Below are 16,227 nucleotides of genomic sequence, written 5' to 3'. Positions count from 1 at the left end.
GACCAAGTCAATCGCTCTAATGTGATTTTATTTCCAGAGTCGGTGAGCTGCTAATTGATCACCTCGAATCTGGCAAGGCCTCCCGGGATGCTTTGAGGTTCCGTGTTGCCCGGGTCACTCTGGTTTCAAGTCCATGTTCTCCCTCAACAGGGTCGGGTGCGGCCGGGCTCGGGGCGCAAGGGCTGGTGATGCGCGGCGGCAGATCGGGTCGCAGCCTAGTTGGATCCCAGCATTCCTTCAGGGTGCGGCGCCCTTCGTGGGATCGTGCGCACACTGGTGGCATGGAGAACCAAGAGCACGTGTCCACGGATCGCCTGACGGTCGCGCAGTGGACGCAGAAGCTTGCGCAGGCCACGGGGAGGCCCGGCGGAGGAGCCGAAGCGGTGTCATGCTGTCCATGGCGGCGGCACTGACCTCCATGGTGGCGGGCTACAGCGAAGACGCTGACTGCGGTGGCCAAACGGAGCGGCTCAAGCTGCGCGCGGAAGTTCTCCGCGGGCAGTCGCTGCGCCTGGCTGATGAGGACGCTGCCTGTTCGAAAGCGTTCGGGGAGGCTTTCAGCACCCCGCAGGGACCTGCTCGGTCGGCGGCGATCCGCGAGGCGGCGCTGGCGGCTGCCAAGTCTTCTGCCGAAATAGGCAGGAAGGCTGCCGAGGCGATTGACGATCTCCACTGGCTTGCAGAACATGGAAACCCGGCTCTGATTGCTGACATCGTTGTCGCGCTCGGGGCATTGCGGGCTGCGGTCTCAGGTACCCGCGCCAACGTCCGCTATGATCTGTCGATCGTGCGGGCGCATCGGACCGCAGCGCAGGGCGCGGATGAAACCGCGGACCTGCTCGATGCCATTGAACGTGCGGATAGTTCCCTGCTTCGGATTGACGCACTTTCGGCCGAAATCGACACGCGGATCGCCAACCGCCTCTCAGGCGATTAGCCTTTCTGGCGGGCTTTCATATGGTCGTAGGATTCCAGCGCCTGGGTGCGTGACTGCTTCAGATCGACGATGGGTTCATGAGCCACCGGTGCGAACCGCGCCGCGTAGGATCCCTGCGGATCGAATTTCTTGGCCTGCAATTCCGGGTTGAAGACGCGGAAATACGGCGCTGCGTCCGCCCCGCTGCCGGCAACCCACTGCCAGTTGGCGCTGTTGCTGGCCAGGTCGGCATCCACCAAGGTGTCCCAGAACCATTGCTCTCCCACGCTCCAATGAACCCCGAGGTTCTTGACCAATAGGCTGGCTGTCACCATGCGCACGCGGTTGTGCATCCATCCGCTCTGCCACAGCTGCTGCATTCCCGCGTCAACTAGGCGAAAACCGGTTTCACCACGCTGCCACGCGCGAACATGCGCCGCGGTTTGCGGGTCTTCCTCCGGCCACGACCAGTCGAAACCATCGAATTCGGCACGCAGGTTCTTGGTGGGCAGCGAAGGGTGGTGGTACAGCAGGTGCCAGCAGAAATCCCGCCAGGCTAGCTGGCGTTGTACCGCGGCGGCACCCTCTGCCGCACCCGGGGATGAAACCGCGTGCCGGCCCAAGGCTTCCCAGACCTGATGCGGGCTCAGGTGTCCCCAGCGCAGGGCGGGGGACAAGGCGCTGGTTCCATCCAGATCAGGCCGGTCGTGATGCTCCGGGTAGTCGGTGGCGATGGATTCCACCACCTCTTGGAGCCGTGCCTGCGCTTCGGTTTCTCCGGGCGTCCACCGCTGCGCCAATCCACCTGACCAGTCCGGAGAGGTGGGCAACAAGTTCCAGCTTTCCAAGTCCTCGCTGTCCAAGGCGCAGCGCACGACACCCTGCGCTTCGGGGGCCGGCAAGACCGGGCGCAGCTCGAGGTCGCGCAGCTTGTTGTAAAAAGGCGTGAAGACCTTGTAGGAATTGCCCTCTTGGGTGCGCAGCTGCCACGGCTCGTGCAGCAATGCGCCGGCGTAGCTGTGCGCTTCGCGCCCCGCGCGCTGCAGCTTCTGCTTGGCCAGGGTGTCGACCTCCCGTTCGGCTTCGCCATAACGCCGCATCCAGTGGATGCCCTGGGCATTGCTTTCTTCGGCCACGGCGGCCACCGTTGGGGCCCCCGGGCCGCTGCGCAGAATCAGTGGAACTCCCAGTTTCGAGAGCGACTCGTCGAGGTCGAGTAATGCATGGTGAAGCCACCATCGTGCGGCACCGCCCAGCGCTCGCAGTCCCGGGGACTGCTCATCGAAAATGTAGACGGCAATGGTGGGACCTGCCGACAGGGCGGCCGTCAGTGCTGGGTGATCTGCGGTGCGCAAGTCATCGCGGAACCAGACCAGCTGGGGCGAATCGGAGGTGCGTGGCATGCGGTTCCTTTTGCAGTGGAAATAATTCTAGCTTAGCTAAATTTTAGCTGAGCTAGGATATTCGGTTAGGCGTGCTCGGGCTGTGCCGATATTGCGCAAGGCGAAAGCGCGGGGTCCTGCGGTCCCGCGCTTTCGCCAAGTAGTTGCCTTCCGACCTTTCGGCCACGCGCGGCTCAGGCGCCCAGCTTGTCGCGCAGGCGGGCCACGTGGCCCTTGGCCTCCACGCCGTACTCGACATGGCTGATCCGGCCCTCGGGATCCACGACTGCTGTCGAACGCAGGGTGCCGATGAAGGTCTTCTCGCCGAAGGTTTTCTCGCCGAAGGATCCATAGGCCTTGGCGACGGCATTGTCGGGATCCGAGAGCAGCGGGAAGTTCAGCGACTCGTCGGAGGCGAACTGGCTGATGGCCTCCGGCTCATCCGGTGAAATGCCCAGGACCGAGTAGCCTGCCGCGCGCAGGGAGTTGAGATTGTCTCGGAAATCGCAGGCTTCGGTAGTGCAGCCGGGGGTCGCCGCCTTCGGGTAGAAGTAAACGATGACGTTCTTGCCGGCGTAATCGGACAGCGAAACAATCTCGGAATCGGCGTTGCGCAGGGAGAACCCAGGGGCTTTCTGGCCAACGATCAATGGAGTGGAGCGTTCGGTCATGATCTCTACTTTCGTATTGCGGTAATTTCTTTTCATTCTATGCACCTCATCCGGCTCCCGCTAGCGGAAGTCCGGAAAGAACTTCATTGTTTCGTACTCGACAGGAGCGGGGAAGGGCGTGGTGCGGAATCCGCGACAGGGTGTCGGCATTGCGGGAATTTTCAGGTTGATTAGAGCTCGCATGAAGCTCGCCTACACTGATCGGCAAAGACGGAGAGGAGTAGCTATGGAACCGTCGCTGATCGTATTTCCGCAGGGTGGGACCGCATCAGGCGAGGCGCAAGGTGGACTGAAATGGCCGGATTCATCCCGCCTCCTGCGCGCAGCCGCCGAATGCAAGGGGCGTCCCGGGCCGATCCTCCGCGCGCTGGAACAGGCCGAAGAAGGACTGCCGGTTCCCGGTGAGGGCTCAACCAAGCAGCTATGGGAGTTTTTCGCTTCGATTGCCGCGGTGGACCTGGTGGCGGCGCGCACCCTTGAACCGCACTTCGATGCCGCCGCCATTTTGCATCAGGCATCCATGCCCTGGCCTGAGGCGTCGACCTGGGGTGTTTTCGCCGCGGAGGGCCCCGGGGCGCGGCTGGAAGCCAGCCAGGTCGCGGGACAGTGGAGCTTGACGGGGACCAAGCCGTGGTGTTCCCTGGCGGGGCAGCTGACCCATGCCTTGATCAGCGCCCACACGGAGCAGGGACGGCGGTTGTTCATGATCGAGCTGGGGCATCCGAGCGCTGATGTCGTCGATGCACAGTGGGTCAGCCGGGGATTGAGCGGCGTGCCCAGCGGGCCGCTGCGCTGCCAGCAGACGCCAGCTCAACCCGTCGGAGAAACCGGCTGGTACCTTGAGCGCCCCGGATTCGCTGTGGGAGGAGTCGGCGTTGCCGCCTGCTGGTTCGGGGGCGCGGTAGGGCTGTTCCGCCATCTGCTCTCCTCTGCGCGCAGGCGGGAACCGGACCAGCTGGCCCTAGCCTGGCTGGGGGAGGCTGACCGTTTGCTGGCCTCCGGCGCCGGCCTGCTTGGCCGGGCGGCGGGGCTTGCGGACCAAGGTGAACTGGGGCCGCGCGAGGCCCTGCAGACCAGGGGAGAAATCTCCCGGATTTGCGAGCGCCTGATCCAACTCAGCGGGCACGCCACCGGCCCCGGCCCGATGGCCATGGATGACGAGCACGCGCGCCGGGTGGCCGACCTGTCGATCTACATCCGCCAGCACCACGCGGCACGCGATGATGCGGCGCTGGGCCGCATGGTCCTGGAGAACCACAGCAAGGAGTACGCGCCATGGTGACTTTCAGCCATCGCCAGCAGGGAACCTCCGCCCGAACCTGGCATGATTGCGGCATCGGGGATTTGGAACCCCTGCCGCTGGACCAGCTGTTCGCCTCCGCGCAACGGCTGCTGGTGCTTGCCGCCCACCCCGATGACGAGACGCTCGGCGCCGCGGGAATAGTGCAGGAGGCGTTGCGGCGCAATATCCCGGTCGACGTGGTTCTGTGCACCGACGGGGAAGCATCGCACCCGGATTCGACGACCCATGCTCCCGCACAGCTCGCCCGCCTGCGCGGGGAAGAAGTCGCCCAGGCCATGCGGCAGCTGCACCGGAACGCCGGAACCACTGCCGAGATCACGGTGGACCGGCTGCATTTGCCGGACGGCCGATTGGCCGAGCACCGGAAAGAACTGCGCGAGCTCCTGCTTGAACGTGCGCGCAGGTCGCGGTGCGTGCTGGCCAGCACCTACCGCGGCGATGCCCACGGGGACCACGACGTCCTCGGGCTCATTGCCGCGGGCATCGCCCACCAGCTCTCGCTCTTCCACCTGGAATTCCCCATTTGGTACTGGCATTGGGCGTCACCGCTCGAAGACGGGCGCTGGTGGCATTGGAAAAAGCTCGAACTGGACGAAGCCTCCGTGGCGGCCAAACGCACGGCCCTGTCCGAACACCGCTCGCAGACGCAGCCGCTCTCCGAAAGACCCGGCGATGAGGCGATGCTCAGCGCGGAAGTCATGGAACTTTTCCTGCAACCGCAAGAGGTCTTCCGGCTGACCCGTCCGGGGGAGAAGGACACCGCGATGTCCGCCGCGGTCTTCGAGGACCTCTACCTCGAACGTCCCGATCCTTGGAACTACCGGGACAGCGGATACGAGGAGCGCAAACGCCGGATCGTGCTCAGCTCGCTCACCCGGGAACGCTATGGCACGGTGCTGGAACTGGGATGCTCCATTGGCATCCAGACCGCGGCGCTGGCCGAGCGCTGCGATTCCCTGCTGGCGGTCGACTCAAGCCGGACCGCGCTGGAGCAAGCCGCACGGGAAACCGCGCGCTTCGAGCATGTGCGGCTGGAACAGCTCCTGCTGCCGGGGCAATGGCCGCAGCTCGGCCAGGGCACGGTGGATCTGGTGGTGATCAGCGAAATCGGCTACTTCCTGGCCGCCGACGAACTCGAGGAGCTGCTGGGGCTCTGCGCGTCCGCGCTGGCCCCCGGCGGAGAACTGCTGCTGTGCCATTGGCTCCACCCCATTGAAGGATGGCCGCTGGACGGCCGCACCGTGCACCGGATTGCGCACCGCCGCCCTTGGGAACGTGTGGTCATGCACGAAGAGCGGGACTTCCTGCTGGAAATCCTGGGCAAGCCCGGAACAACCCATGGATAGGAAACTGCGGGGCATGCTCATCGTGATCCCCGCCCATAACGAAGAGGAATACCTCCTCGGCTGCCTGCAGGCTGTGGAGCGTTCCAAGGCGGAGCTGCAGGCCTCCCACCCGGAGATCACCGTGCACGTCATGGTGGTGATCGATGCCTGCACCGACCGGACCGCCCAGCTGGCCAACGGCTTCAGCGCCGAGCATTCGGGCTATTCAGCGCTCCAGGTGCCGTTCGGCAATGTCGGCCGAAGCCGCGCGTTCGGGGTTGCGCAGGGGCTCGCGCGGTTGCCGGCTTCCTGTCCTCCCGCCTCCACCTGGATCGCCTGCACCGACGCGGATACCAGGGTGCCGGAACAATGGCTGGAGGAATTCGCCTCGGCCTACCGTGCGGGGGCGGATGCCGTGACCGGCACGGTGGAACCCGACCGCACCGAACTGACTGCGCCGCTGTACCGACGGTGGAGCGAGCGGTACCTGCTGGCGCCCCACCACCCGCACATCCACGGTGCGAACCTCGGGATCTGCGCGGAGACCTACCTCCAGGTCGGAGGATTCAAGGCATTGGCCGCGCACGAGGACGTCGATCTTGTCGACAGAACCCGACACGCCGGATACCGGGTGGAAGCTACCGATCGATTGCACGCACTGACCTCGGGGCGCTTGGAAGGCCGATTGAGTTCCGGCTTCGCAGACTATCTTTCCGCGCTCGCCGGAGAAGGGGCAACTGCGCCGGCAGCCCGCTGAGCGCCAGCCGCGCCGGCTGCGGCACGGCCGGGATTTCATTGGTTGCGAACAGGGCATCGGATTCGCCCGGAAAGCTGTCTCTTCTTGCCTGAACATGGAACGCTGGTTGGGGAACACAGCTCGGGAATCCGAGCGCAGCCAACGTCAGCAAGGAGCATCATGAGCCAGTATGCAGTGACCAACCCGGCGACCGGAGTTGTCGAGGCAACCTACCCCACCGCCACCGACGGGCAGATCCAGGAAGCGCTGGCTGCCGCGGATGCCGCCTATGCGGACTGGTCGCGGTCCGCGTTGGAACAGCGTGTGGCGTTGCTGGAAAAAGTCGCGGACATCTACGAGGAGCGCGCCGCGGAGCTGGCCGCCATCATCACCCGGGAAATGGGCAAGCCCATCAGCCAGTCCCTGGGCGAAATCGGGCTGGTCGTTTCCATCTACCGCTACTACGCCAAGAACGGTCCGAAATTCCTGGAGGACGAGGAACTGGAGGTCGCCAGCGGCGGCACCGCCGTGGTCCGCAAGGAAGCGGTGGGTGTGCTGCTGGGCATCATGCCGTGGAACTTCCCGTACTACCAGGTGGCCCGGCTCGCGGCTCCCAACCTGATGATCGGCAACACCATCCTGCTCAAGCACGCTCCGCAATGCCCGGAGTCGGCCCTCGCCATGGAACAGATCTTCAAGGACGCCGGCGCCGCCGCGGGCCTGTACGTGAATATCTTTGCCACGAATGACCAGGTCGCTGACGTTATCGCCGACCGCCGGGTGCAGGGCGTTTCGCTGACCGGATCGGAACGCGCAGGCTCCGCCGTGGCGGAAATCGCCGGACGCAACCTGAAGAAGGTTGTGCTGGAACTCGGCGGATCGGATCCCTTTGTCGTGCTTCCGGACGCCGATATTGCGCGCACCGCCAAGCTGGGCATGCGGGCCCGCTTCGGCAACACCGGACAGGCCTGCAACGCGGCCAAGCGGTTCATTGTCGATTCCTCGGTCTACGACCAGTTTGCCCAGGCACTGACTGAGCAGGTCGCCGGCATCAAGTCGGGGGACCCGACGCAGAAGGACACCTTCCTAGGCCCCTTGTCCTCGGCGGCAGCGCAGTCCGGGCTGGCGTCCCAGGTCGAGGACGCCATTGCCAAGGGAGCGACGGTGCTGGCCGGCGGGAAGCCGGTGACCGGCGACGGCGCCTATTTCGAGCCGACCATCCTGGCGGATGTCACGCCGCAGATGCGTGCCTTCTCCGAGGAACTCTTCGGCCCGGTTGCGGTGCTCTACAAGGTGGACGGCGAAGAGGAAGCGATTGCCCTGGCCAACAACAGCGACTACGGCCTGGGCGCTTCGGTGCACACCCAGGACCTGGAGCGCGCCCACCGCATTGCAGCGCAGCTGCAGGCCGGCATGGTATCCATCAATGAACCGTCCGGATCGGCCGCCGAGCTGCCCTTCGGCGGCGTGAAGCGTTCGGGGATCGGGCGCGAACTGGGCAAGTACGGGATGGAGGAATTCATCAACCGCAAGCTGGTGAAGGTTTCCAACCGGTAGCCAGATTCCCGTCCTTCCATGAAGGCGGTGGCGTTTCCGGACCGGAAACGCCACCGCCTTTTATCCATGCGTTAGTGCGCCCGGACCTTGTCCTCCAGACCCCGCGTCCAGCGTTTGGTCACGGCCTGGATCACTGCGGCGCTGGCGCCGGAGACCACGGCAAAGGTGAGCACCTTGCCCAGCTTTTCTTGCTGCTGCTGCTCGGGGTTGGCCAGGGTCGGAGGAAGATCACCGGTGGCCTTTTTCCAGATGGTGCTCACGAGCTTGGTACCGACCCAGCCGGCGGCAAGGGAGACAGCCGTACCGAAGAGCTTGACCAGGATGTTCATAATTTTTACCTTTCGTTGTCATGCATTGCTTGTGACGCTTATTTGAATGGCGCGCCGGGTCCTTCCCAGCGCACCTCGGCAGGGTCCTTGTCCTCGCGCCAACCGCGCCAGACCGGATGCCTGAGCCGCCCGTCTTGTGTCAGTTCGCTGTAGCGGACCTCCGCCACGTATTTTGGTGTCACCCAGCGCGCATCGCGCTGGAACCGGGCGGGGATGTGCTTGACCGGCGGCGTCTTGCGTTCGGCCTTCTCCATACGATCCCGGACTTCCTCCAGCTGCAGATCCGAGAATCCCGTTCCGACCCGGCCGATGAATTCCAGACCGTCGCCAACTGGGACGGCCAGCAGCAGCGACCCGACACTCGCTGCGCGGCTGCCCTGTCCCTTGGTCCAGCCGATGACCACAGCTTCCTGATCCAGCAGGTGCTTGATCTTGATCCAGCTGCCGCTGCGCCGGCCTGGTTCATAGTCACCGGTGCATTCCTTGGCCAGCACACCTTCCAAGCCCAGATCGAGGCTCGTTTTCAGCGCCGCCTTCAAGGTGGGGCCGGTGTGCGCTGGGGGCACCTTGACGTGCTGTCCGTCCGAGACCGCATGTTCCAGGTATTTCCGGCGGTCGACGTACTGTTCCCGGATCAGGTTCTGCGGCTTTCCGCCCTTACTGCGGGGAAGCTGCAGGGCATCGAAAAGCATGAAATTCAGCTTGATGGCCTGCGCTTGCCGCAGCCGTTTCTTATGTCGATGCGACACCCGTTGCTGGAGCAGTGAAAAGCTCGGCCGTGCCGAGCCGTCCAGGGCGACAATTTCCCCGTCGAGGATAGATCCTTCGGGAGCTAGCACCGCGAGTTCCTGCAGTTCCGGGAAATCTTCGGTCATGTCGTTGCCGTTGCGGCTGACCAGCTTCACCGCCCCGTCCTCCACCTTGGCCAGGGCGCGGTAGCCGTCCCACTTCATTTCGAAGCACCAGTCGTCTCCCTCGATGATGTCTTCCGGCCTTCCGGAGCTGGCAAGCATGGGCTGTGGAATATCGGCCAGGAGCTCATCCTCGGAGCGAACTCCCGGTGCGGAAGAACTGCCCGAAGGCTGTTCCTTGGCCAGCTGCAGCAGCCAATGGTCTTCATCGCCCATGCCCGGGGTATGGATGAGCACGAAGCGCCGCGGTATGCCGTCGAGTCCTCCGTCCTCGCGTCCGGAGAGCACCGCAATAATCTCTTGGCTGCCCCGCCACTTTTCGATGCGACATTCGCCTGCATCCCAGATCGCCACCTTGCCGGCTCCGTACTGCCCCTTGGGGATTGTTCCCTCGAAGGTCTGGTAGTCCAGCGGGTGGTCTTCGGTCATGACCGCAAGCCGCTGGATTCCCCTTTGCAGGGGCGGCCCTTTCGGCACGGCCCACGAGACGAGAACCCCTTCGTGCTCCAACCTGAAATCCCAGTGCAACCGGCTGGCATGGTGTTCCTGGATTACGAAGGACACCGGATCTCCCGCTGCTGGATCTGCTGCTTCCTGTGTGCTTGAGTTCTCTGGCAGATCGGGAACAGGTTCCGGGGTGAGCTTCGCATTGCGTTTGGAACGGTAGGCCGAGAGTCGATCCGCATCCTGTTCCCATGGCCAGGCCAGACCCTTGAGCGGATCTATGCCGTCCGCCAGCCGGTCCAGCACCTGGTGGAAGTCCAGCTGCTGCAGATCGGAAGACTCGATTTCTTCCCAGGTGCGCGGGGCCGCCACCATCGGATGCGCGCGGCCGCGCAGGGAATAGGGGCAGACGGTGGTTTTACAGGCGTTGTTTTGGCTCCAGTCCACCAGTACCTTGTTTTCGCGCAGGGATTTTTTCATGTTTGCGACAACGAGCTGCGGATGCTTGCTCTCCAGGGAGGAGGCCAGTTCCTTGGCGACCTCGTTGACTTCTTCGGAGGTGGAGGTGCCATCCAGCCCGGCGTACAGGTGGATTCCCTTGGAACCTGAAGTGACCGGATAGGACTGAAGGTCCATGCCATCAAGAATGTCGCGGCAGAGCAGGGCGACTTCGGCGCATTCGGCCAGTCCCGCGCCGGGACCCGGATCCAAGTCCAGCACCAGGCGATCGGGATTCTGCTGCTCCAGGGAGGTGTCGAAGCGCCATTGGGGAACGTGGACCTCAAGGGCCGCGACCTGGCCGAACCACGCCAGCACAGCTGCATCGTTTGCCAAGGGGTAGGTATTGGAATGGGTTTTGTGCTTCAACTGGGCGCGGGGAATCCAACTGGGCGCGGTATCTTCAAGATCCTTGCGGAAAAAGACCTTGCCCGGACGATCAGGAGTCCCTACGCCATCCACCCAGCGTTTTCTGGTGGCCGGACGCCATGCCGCATGCGGCAGCAGTGCCGGTGCCACACGCTGCAAGTAGTCGATGACTTCGCCTTTGGTGGTTCCCGTTTCCGGGTACAGGACCTTGTCCAGGTTGCTGACTTTCAGGGTGTGTCCGCCGACAGCGGCGCTGTGATCCTTGCGAGCCATCTTCACCCCTTCCCTTGATGTTGGCTACCAACTTTCCTCTTTGCGGCCGCGGAATCCACCGTTCCTAGGGAGCTTTGCGCTTGCCCGGAGCAGACCTTGATACCCGCTGGCAAGATCTCCCGTCCCCTGCCGCTGGTGCGCGGGCGGTGCTTCACTGAGCCTATGAAAGCAATATGGGCTGGATCAATCGCCTTTGGCCTGGTGAATGTCCCGGTCAAGGCCTATAGCGCCACGCAGGACCACGACATCAACCTGCATCAGGTGCATGCGGCGGACGGCGGGCGTATCAAGTACGAACGGCGCTGCGAAATATGCGGAAAGAAGATCAAGTACAAGAACCTGGACAAGGCCTATGACGACGGGGAACGTACGGTGGTGCTCACGGAGGCGGATCTGGAGGTGCTGCCGGCCGGGAAAAGCCGCGAGATCGAAGTGGTCCAGTTCATCCCGGGCGAGCAGCTAGATCCGCTGATGCTGGAGAAAAGCTACTACCTCCAGGCTGATTCCAAGTCCCCCAAGGCCTACGAGCTGTTGCAGCGCACCCTGGATGAGACCGACAAACTCGCGGTGGTGCGATTTGCGCTGCGTCAGAAAACGCGGCTCGGGGTCTTGCGTGTCCGGTCCAAGGCCATGGTGCTCCAGTCGATCATGTGGAGCGATGAATTGCGGGACGAAGGATTCGCCGAACCGGAAAAATCGGTGCGGATCAGTGCGCAGGAACTGAAGATGTCCGCGGCGCTGGTGGAATCCTACAGCGGGGACTTCGATCCGGAAGGCTACGAGGACAACTACCAGGACCAGCTGCGGCAGCTGATTGACGCCAAGATCGAGCAGGGCGATGATCTGGATACCGAAGCGACCTTCGGGAGCTTGCCCTCCGGCGATGAAGAGGACGTGCTGGACTTGATGGAGGCACTGAAACGCAGCATCGCCGCAACCGGCAAGTCCTCCGACCGCAAATCCGGGTCCCGGACACGGAAGCAGGACGCCTCCCTGGCGAGCCCGAAGAAGGCTTCCTCCCGTTCCAAGAAGTCCGCCTGAGCTGGGTCCCTGTTTGGCGGCAACCATGACGCAGCGCTCCTGCTTCGTTTGGAGCATGCCGTGCATTTTCGGTCCGGCCGACCGCGGCCTAGGTCAGGTACCGGGAGCCACTCCCTCTCCGCTTCCCGGCGCGCGTGATCCTGACCGGGACCAGTGGCATCCTGAGACCTCTGGGAAGATGTCCAAGCTGTGTCTTTTCTTCAGCGGACAAGCCTCGCAGTTCGTGCGAACCCGGCGATTCCCCACGCTCCAGCCCACGTCGCGAAGGGGTTCGCGTTGGAGCTGGATGTCAACGTTTGCGCCCGGTTGCAGGTGTCCCGGCAGTCGTGAGGCCGGTGAACCTGCAAGCGGGCTGTGCGCTGGTTGGAAGGGCCGAAGCGACTGCCTACGGTGAGGCAGATAGACAGGGTGCAGCAGGCAGTGAAAGGGGACAACTCATGGACGAGCGCGGGAACGAAGATACCAGACCCGTGAAGGTGGTGGGCCTGATCGCCGATCAGGGCATCGCCCAGCGGATGGCCAACAAGGTGCACCAGCGACTGGAAAAACAGCTCAACCATGACGAGGAGCGGCAATTCAACTGGGAGGTCATGATCGATCCGATGAGCTTGCCGCTGAGCGAGTCGGGCAGCGTGATCCTGAACGATAATATCCCGCGGCTTCGGGAGAAATACACGTGGGATTACATCATCTATCTCACGGATGCCCCGCACTATGAGCAAGACCGCCCGGTGCGGTCGGTCCTCAGCCCGGAGCACGGTACCGCGACCCTGAGTTTGCCCACCCTGGGATTGGCCACCTTGAAAACTGTCGCTCGTTCCCTGGGTGAAATTCTGCGCGAGCTGGCCACCGGGGATGTTCCAGACGCACCCCCGTCAACCTTGGGGAAGGCTCTGAGCGTGCGTGGAAGTCTGCGTGCCGGGGAGGAAGGGGCTTCCCGGATTGACAGTATCGAGGGATTCCGGGGGCGGGTGCTGCTCACTCTGGGGATGATCCGGATCAACCGCCCTTGGCGCCTCGTACCGCAATTGTCTTCCGCCATGGCGGGTGCGGCGGCCACGGGAGCCTTCGGCGTGTTCTATACGAGCATCTGGTCGATGTCCGACTATCTATCCAGCGCGAGGCTGGGGTTCATTACGCTGGCCAGCATTGCCACGCTCTCGCTCTGGCTTCTGTTCCATAACAGGTTGTGGGAAAAGCCCCGCGGGCATCGACGCAAGGAGCGCATGCTCATCTACAACGTGGCCACGGTCCTGACGGTCTCCTTGGCCGCTGCGGCCATGTATGTGCTGCTGTTCCTGACGCTGCTGGTGGCGTCGTTGGTGGTGATCGACCAGGAGTTCCTTGCCTCGCAGCTGGGCCATGAGGTGTCGATTACGGAGTACCTGAATCTCGCATGGCTCGCGGCCTCGCTGGGAACACTAGGCGGCGCCATTGGCTCCAGCTTCGATGATGTGAAGTCGGTGCAACGCGCGACCTTCAGCCAGCGCGAATACGAGCGCCGCAATCTCACTCTGGATAACGTGGACGAACTGTAGGCAAGAAAAGAAGCGCGGGTGCCAGCCGACCGGCTGGCACCCGCGCTTCTTCTATGGGTTGCTCCTATGGCTGGTTCTTGCCGCCGTTCACATGCACGGTGGAACCGACCACATAGGAAGCGTCGTCGCTGGCGAGAAAGACATACGCCGGGGCGACTTCGACGGGCTGCCCGGCCCGACCCAACCAGGTATCGTGTCCGAACTCGGGCAGCGCCTCGATGGGCTGGCCGTCCGATGGCTGCAACGGAGTCCAGATGGGTCCCGGGGCCACGGCGTTGACCCTGATGCCTCTCGGTGCCGCCTGTTCGGCCAGCGACTTCGTGAAATTGCTGATCGCGGCCTTGGTGGCCGCATAGTCCATCAGGTGGGCCGAGGGGTCGAACGCCTGGATGGAGGTCGTGTTGATAATCGAGCCGCCTTCACCGATCACCTTCAGGGCGGCCCGGCTCAGGGAGAACATCGCGAAGATGTTCACGTCAAAAGTGGCTTCAACCTGCTCATCGCTGAGTTCCTCCAGAGATTCCACGCTGATCTGCTTGCCCGCATTGTTCACCAGGATGTCCAGCCCGCCGAGAACGGCGGCAGCATCGTCCACCAGTCCGCGGCGGTACTCGCGGTTCCGCAGGTCGCCCGGGAAGTGGTGGACTTCCACACCAGCGTCTTCGAGAACCGAGGCGACGCTCATCGCGTCGCGCTGCTCCTGCGGCAAGTAGGCCAAGGCGACCTGGGCCCCTTCGCGGGCGAAGGCGATGGCCACTGCCGCCCCGATCCCGGAGTCTGCGCCGGTGATCAACGCGCGCTTGCCCTCCAGCCGCCCGCGGCCCTGGTAGCTGCGCTCGCCGTGGTCTGCCTGCGGAGTCAGCTCACTGTCCAGGCCTGGTTCGGGCTGGCGCTGCTTTGGAGGGCTGATGCGTTCCTTGTTCACGGGTTCAGTGTGTTCTGGCTGGGATTTCTCGGTCATGAAGAGTCCTTCCGGAGTTCCAAGAGGCACCGGCCTATGCCATTGGTGCCTCGTGCGGTACGAGGCCAGTGTTCGCCTCACCGTGTGCTTGATAAACCCCTGCAGGGCGTTTGACGGTAAGGATCAGCTTTCTCACGGGTTCAATTCAGCGTCCGGCGTCCGATGCGTACTGTGTGCTACTTGCGAAGTCTGGGTTTTCCCGCAAAGCCGGGAACGGGGTCTTTCGGTGTCCGGCAATCGTGGCTAGCGTGAGTTCCAAGCCCGGACCCCATCCGGACGCACCCGGGGATCGATGCCGGAAACGGAGGATTTTCATGGTCAAGACATCTGGCAGCCGTATCAAGGACGAGGAACTGTACGAAGAGCTCCGCGAAGAAGGCAACTCCAAGCAGAAGTCGGCGCGTATTGCCAACGCGGCAGCCAGGGACGGTCGCGAGGCCGTTGGCAAGCGAGGTGGCAAGGCGGGCAGCTATGAGGACTGGAACGTCACCGACCTGATGGATAAAGCCCGTGAAATCGGCATCGAAGGCCGATCCAAAATGCGCAAGGCCGAATTGATCGAAGCGTTGCGCAACTCGTAGTCCTGAAAGGAGCACTCGATGGATCAGAAACGAAACCCGGATGACTCTGCACGGACCACGCAGCCGGACCGCCAAGGGAAGCACCCGGAGCATGCCGAGGACGAACAAGTGGCCCAGCGCGGCCAGATCTCTGGGAATACCTCGACCGATGACGGCCCGGTCGAAGACGGCGAACGATTCGACGCTGGTTAACCATCAGCTACTACAGGGAGGAACACATGTCGTACGAGCAGGCAGCATCGCATAAGAAACGGCCAGGAATCTGGCTGATGGCCATCGGTGGATTGATTGCGGCAGGTTTCGCCATCTACGCCCTTCTCGCTTCCCCAGACAGTTCACCAGGACCGTTATGGATCGTCGTCGGCTGGGGTGTCCTGGTCTTCCTCTACGGCCTATACCGTGCAGTGAAAGGACCTAGCAGCCTGGACCACCGGCGCGGCGGGACGGATGCCAACGGACGCTAGCGGTGCACCGGTCCACAGGATATGGCGGGGCCCGTCAACCAGTACGGCTCACGGACTTCACGATCCTCCCGGCTGGAATCTGGCAGGAGCTGATTAACCCTGTACTCGCTGTGGCCGCCAATGATAATCGGAAGAACCAAGGCCGTTGCCAGCAGGCAGTGGCCAGCGAAAGGAACAACACCATGGGTTTTCTAGACAAGGCCAAAGAAGCCATTAGCCACGCAGCAGATCGGATTAAGGACCCGGACAAGGACGTGGTGGAGAACAACTGGCCAGCCGGGGAAACACCGGAAGACTTGGGTATCGGGCAGGAGACAGTGACGGATCCGGAACTGGAGCTTGACCCTATCCAGGGTCCCGATCCTGATTTGGACAACTCCGCCGACGACCAATACAACAAGGAATAACGGCCGTCCACCAGCGTGGCGGCGGATGAGCGGAAAGATGCCGCCCGAGGCCGACCTGCACTGCCTGCTGGAGCACCTTCCGAACAGGTGAGCAGCGTGGGCGTGAACGGTCGGCCGGGAACTCATGCCGATGGTGAATGCAGCGTCCGTGATGTTGCAGGGTGTTGCCCGCCTGGCGGCTGCGTGATTCTGGTGGGTGCCGGGCACACGAAGGGCGAGCCCGCATGAACCCTGACGATGCTGGAAGACGACCAGGGTTTCCATTGCGAGGGAACCGATGACGCGCGGACCCCGGGGGAGCTGGCCGTCGAGCAAAGCATCGTGCTCATCCAGCGGCACACCAGCGCGTTCCGCTGGACCGAGCTGCAGACCCTGTAGTTGCAACGGCGGGTCGGCTCGCTGGTCTTTGCGGACGTGTCCTCTGGAATATGGGTCGCAGCTACCGCGATCAACGTATTCCGCCCGGATCTTCCGACCTTTCCCGCGCGCTACGCGCTAGCCTCTCCCGACGCGCATTTCGA

The 16,227-nt window shown here is 63.3% G+C and carries 17 protein-coding genes; 12 read left to right on the top strand and 5 right to left on the bottom strand.

Annotation, left to right across the window (positions count from 1 at the left end; translation table 11 throughout):
• Positions 1 to 388: 388 nt before the first annotated feature.
• Positions 389 to 937 carry a cyclodeaminase/cyclohydrolase family protein gene (locus JQN66_RS15635; RefSeq protein WP_239464048.1) on the top strand — a complete coding sequence of 183 codons (549 nt, stop codon included), beginning with the start codon at positions 389 to 391 and terminating at the stop codon, positions 935 to 937.
• Here JQN66_RS15635 and JQN66_RS15630 read toward each other — a convergent pair.
• Together JQN66_RS15630 and bcp are read right to left on the bottom strand one after the other, a co-directional pair.
• A complete protein-coding gene (locus tag JQN66_RS15630; protein WP_204675846.1) occupies positions 934 to 2,319 on the bottom strand; it encodes a cryptochrome/photolyase family protein in 1,386 nt (461 codons plus the stop codon). The genes JQN66_RS15635 and JQN66_RS15630 overlap by 4 nt on opposite strands.
• Positions 2,320 to 2,492: 173 nt before the next feature.
• Positions 2,493 to 2,969, bottom strand: a complete 477-nt coding sequence (gene bcp, locus JQN66_RS15625) for a thioredoxin-dependent thiol peroxidase (RefSeq protein ID WP_204675845.1) — start codon at positions 2,967 to 2,969, stop codon at positions 2,493 to 2,495.
• A gap of 226 nt (positions 2,970 to 3,195) precedes the next feature.
• Between bcp and JQN66_RS15620 the strand changes: the two genes are divergently transcribed.
• From JQN66_RS15620 to JQN66_RS15605, 4 genes are all read left to right on the top strand, one after another.
• Positions 3,196 to 4,251 carry an acyl-CoA dehydrogenase family protein gene (locus tag JQN66_RS15620; RefSeq protein ID WP_239464047.1) on the top strand — a complete coding sequence of 352 codons (1,056 nt, stop codon included), beginning with the start codon at positions 3,196 to 3,198 and terminating at the stop codon, positions 4,249 to 4,251.
• Entirely contained in the window at positions 4,245 to 5,618 is a 1,374-nt protein-coding gene (locus JQN66_RS15615; RefSeq protein WP_204675844.1) for a bifunctional PIG-L family deacetylase/class I SAM-dependent methyltransferase, read from the top strand. Before JQN66_RS15620 ends, JQN66_RS15615 begins: the two co-directional genes overlap by 7 nt.
• Positions 5,611 to 6,354 (top strand): glycosyltransferase family 2 protein, encoded by a 744-nt coding sequence (locus JQN66_RS15610; RefSeq protein ID WP_204675843.1) that lies wholly within the window; start codon positions 5,611 to 5,613, stop codon positions 6,352 to 6,354. The genes JQN66_RS15615 and JQN66_RS15610 overlap by 8 nt, the downstream gene beginning before the upstream one ends.
• 159 nt (positions 6,355 to 6,513) lie before the next feature.
• Entirely contained in the window at positions 6,514 to 7,890 is a 1,377-nt protein-coding gene (locus JQN66_RS15605; protein WP_204675842.1) for an NAD-dependent succinate-semialdehyde dehydrogenase, read from the top strand.
• A 71-nt stretch (positions 7,891 to 7,961) separates the two neighbouring features.
• Here JQN66_RS15605 and JQN66_RS15600 read toward each other — a convergent pair whose 3' ends face one another.
• Positions 7,962 to 8,219, bottom strand: coding sequence for a DUF4235 domain-containing protein (locus JQN66_RS15600; RefSeq protein WP_204675841.1), 258 nt, complete (start codon positions 8,217 to 8,219; stop codon positions 7,962 to 7,964).
• Positions 8,220 to 8,257: 38 nt separating this feature from the next.
• Positions 8,258 to 10,714, bottom strand: coding sequence for an ATP-dependent DNA ligase (locus JQN66_RS15595; protein ID WP_204675840.1), 2,457 nt, complete (start codon positions 10,712 to 10,714; stop codon positions 8,258 to 8,260).
• A 162-nt stretch (positions 10,715 to 10,876) separates the two neighbouring features.
• On the opposite strand from JQN66_RS15595, the gene ku reads away from it, so the two are divergent.
• On the top strand, positions 10,877 to 11,755 hold the full coding sequence (gene ku / locus JQN66_RS15590) for a non-homologous end joining protein Ku (protein WP_204675839.1): 879 nt from the start codon (positions 10,877 to 10,879) through the stop codon (positions 11,753 to 11,755).
• Positions 11,756 to 12,192: 437 nt separating this feature from the next.
• Positions 12,193 to 13,293, top strand: coding sequence for a hypothetical protein (locus JQN66_RS15585; protein WP_204675838.1), 1,101 nt, complete (start codon positions 12,193 to 12,195; stop codon positions 13,291 to 13,293).
• Positions 13,294 to 13,357: 64 nt separating this feature from the next.
• On the opposite strand, the gene JQN66_RS15580 is transcribed toward JQN66_RS15585, so the two are convergent.
• Complete coding sequence (locus JQN66_RS15580) at positions 13,358 to 14,254, bottom strand: SDR family oxidoreductase (protein WP_204675837.1); 897 nt, start codon at positions 14,252 to 14,254, stop codon at positions 13,358 to 13,360.
• 314 nt (positions 14,255 to 14,568) lie between these two features.
• Here JQN66_RS15580 and JQN66_RS15575 point away from each other — a divergent pair, with 314 nt between their 5' ends.
• From JQN66_RS15575 to JQN66_RS15555, 5 genes are all read left to right on the top strand, one after another.
• Complete coding sequence (locus tag JQN66_RS15575) at positions 14,569 to 14,835, top strand: DUF7218 family protein (protein WP_204675836.1); 267 nt, start codon at positions 14,569 to 14,571, stop codon at positions 14,833 to 14,835.
• Positions 14,836 to 14,853: 18 nt separating this feature from the next.
• Positions 14,854 to 15,027 (top strand): hypothetical protein, encoded by a 174-nt coding sequence (locus JQN66_RS15570; protein ID WP_204675835.1) that lies wholly within the window; start codon positions 14,854 to 14,856, stop codon positions 15,025 to 15,027.
• Positions 15,028 to 15,053: 26 nt separating this feature from the next.
• Positions 15,054 to 15,299 (top strand): hypothetical protein, encoded by a 246-nt coding sequence (locus JQN66_RS15565; RefSeq protein WP_204675834.1) that lies wholly within the window; start codon positions 15,054 to 15,056, stop codon positions 15,297 to 15,299.
• Positions 15,300 to 15,481: 182 nt separating this feature from the next.
• A complete protein-coding gene (locus JQN66_RS15560; RefSeq protein ID WP_204675833.1) occupies positions 15,482 to 15,706 on the top strand; it encodes a hypothetical protein in 225 nt (74 codons plus the stop codon).
• Between the two features lie 237 nt (positions 15,707 to 15,943).
• Positions 15,944 to 16,084, top strand: a complete 141-nt coding sequence (locus JQN66_RS15555; RefSeq protein ID WP_204675832.1) for a hypothetical protein — start codon at positions 15,944 to 15,946, stop codon at positions 16,082 to 16,084.
• Positions 16,085 to 16,227 lie beyond the last annotated feature (143 nt).

Origin of the sequence: Glutamicibacter protophormiae (genome assembly GCF_016894325.1) — a bacterium.
GTDB lineage: Bacteria > Actinomycetota > Actinomycetes > Actinomycetales > Micrococcaceae > Glutamicibacter > Glutamicibacter protophormiae.
The sequence above is the reverse complement of the archived record's forward strand: the minus strand, read 5'-3'. Positions and strand labels throughout refer to the sequence as shown.

What these genes read in the sequence shown, in the direction of transcription:
- JQN66_RS15635 (WP_239464048.1), top strand. Translation starts at nt 389, where the DNA reads ATGCTGTCCATGGCGGCGGCACTGACCTCCATGGTGGCGGGCTACAGC.
- JQN66_RS15630 (WP_204675846.1), bottom strand. Translation starts at nt 2,319, where the DNA reads ATGCCACGCACCTCCGATTCGCCCCAGCTGGTCTGGTTCCGCGATGAC.
- bcp (WP_204675845.1), bottom strand. Translation starts at nt 2,969, where the DNA reads ATGACCGAACGCTCCACTCCATTGATCGTTGGCCAGAAAGCCCCTGGG.
- JQN66_RS15620 (WP_239464047.1), top strand. Translation starts at nt 3,196, where the DNA reads ATGGAACCGTCGCTGATCGTATTTCCGCAGGGTGGGACCGCATCAGGC.
- JQN66_RS15615 (WP_204675844.1), top strand. Translation starts at nt 4,245, where the DNA reads ATGGTGACTTTCAGCCATCGCCAGCAGGGAACCTCCGCCCGAACCTGG.
- JQN66_RS15610 (WP_204675843.1), top strand. Translation starts at nt 5,611, where the DNA reads ATGGATAGGAAACTGCGGGGCATGCTCATCGTGATCCCCGCCCATAAC.
- JQN66_RS15605 (WP_204675842.1), top strand. Translation starts at nt 6,514, where the DNA reads ATGAGCCAGTATGCAGTGACCAACCCGGCGACCGGAGTTGTCGAGGCA.
- JQN66_RS15600 (WP_204675841.1), bottom strand. Translation starts at nt 8,219, where the DNA reads ATGAACATCCTGGTCAAGCTCTTCGGTACGGCTGTCTCCCTTGCCGCC.
- JQN66_RS15595 (WP_204675840.1), bottom strand. Translation starts at nt 10,714, where the DNA reads ATGGCTCGCAAGGATCACAGCGCCGCTGTCGGCGGACACACCCTGAAA.
- ku (WP_204675839.1), top strand. Translation starts at nt 10,877, where the DNA reads ATGAAAGCAATATGGGCTGGATCAATCGCCTTTGGCCTGGTGAATGTC.
- JQN66_RS15585 (WP_204675838.1), top strand. Translation starts at nt 12,193, where the DNA reads ATGGACGAGCGCGGGAACGAAGATACCAGACCCGTGAAGGTGGTGGGC.
- JQN66_RS15580 (WP_204675837.1), bottom strand. Translation starts at nt 14,254, where the DNA reads ATGACCGAGAAATCCCAGCCAGAACACACTGAACCCGTGAACAAGGAA.
- JQN66_RS15575 (WP_204675836.1), top strand. Translation starts at nt 14,569, where the DNA reads ATGGTCAAGACATCTGGCAGCCGTATCAAGGACGAGGAACTGTACGAA.
- JQN66_RS15570 (WP_204675835.1), top strand. Translation starts at nt 14,854, where the DNA reads ATGGATCAGAAACGAAACCCGGATGACTCTGCACGGACCACGCAGCCG.
- JQN66_RS15565 (WP_204675834.1), top strand. Translation starts at nt 15,054, where the DNA reads ATGTCGTACGAGCAGGCAGCATCGCATAAGAAACGGCCAGGAATCTGG.
- JQN66_RS15560 (WP_204675833.1), top strand. Translation starts at nt 15,482, where the DNA reads ATGGGTTTTCTAGACAAGGCCAAAGAAGCCATTAGCCACGCAGCAGAT.
- JQN66_RS15555 (WP_204675832.1), top strand. Translation starts at nt 15,944, where the DNA reads ATGCTGGAAGACGACCAGGGTTTCCATTGCGAGGGAACCGATGACGCG.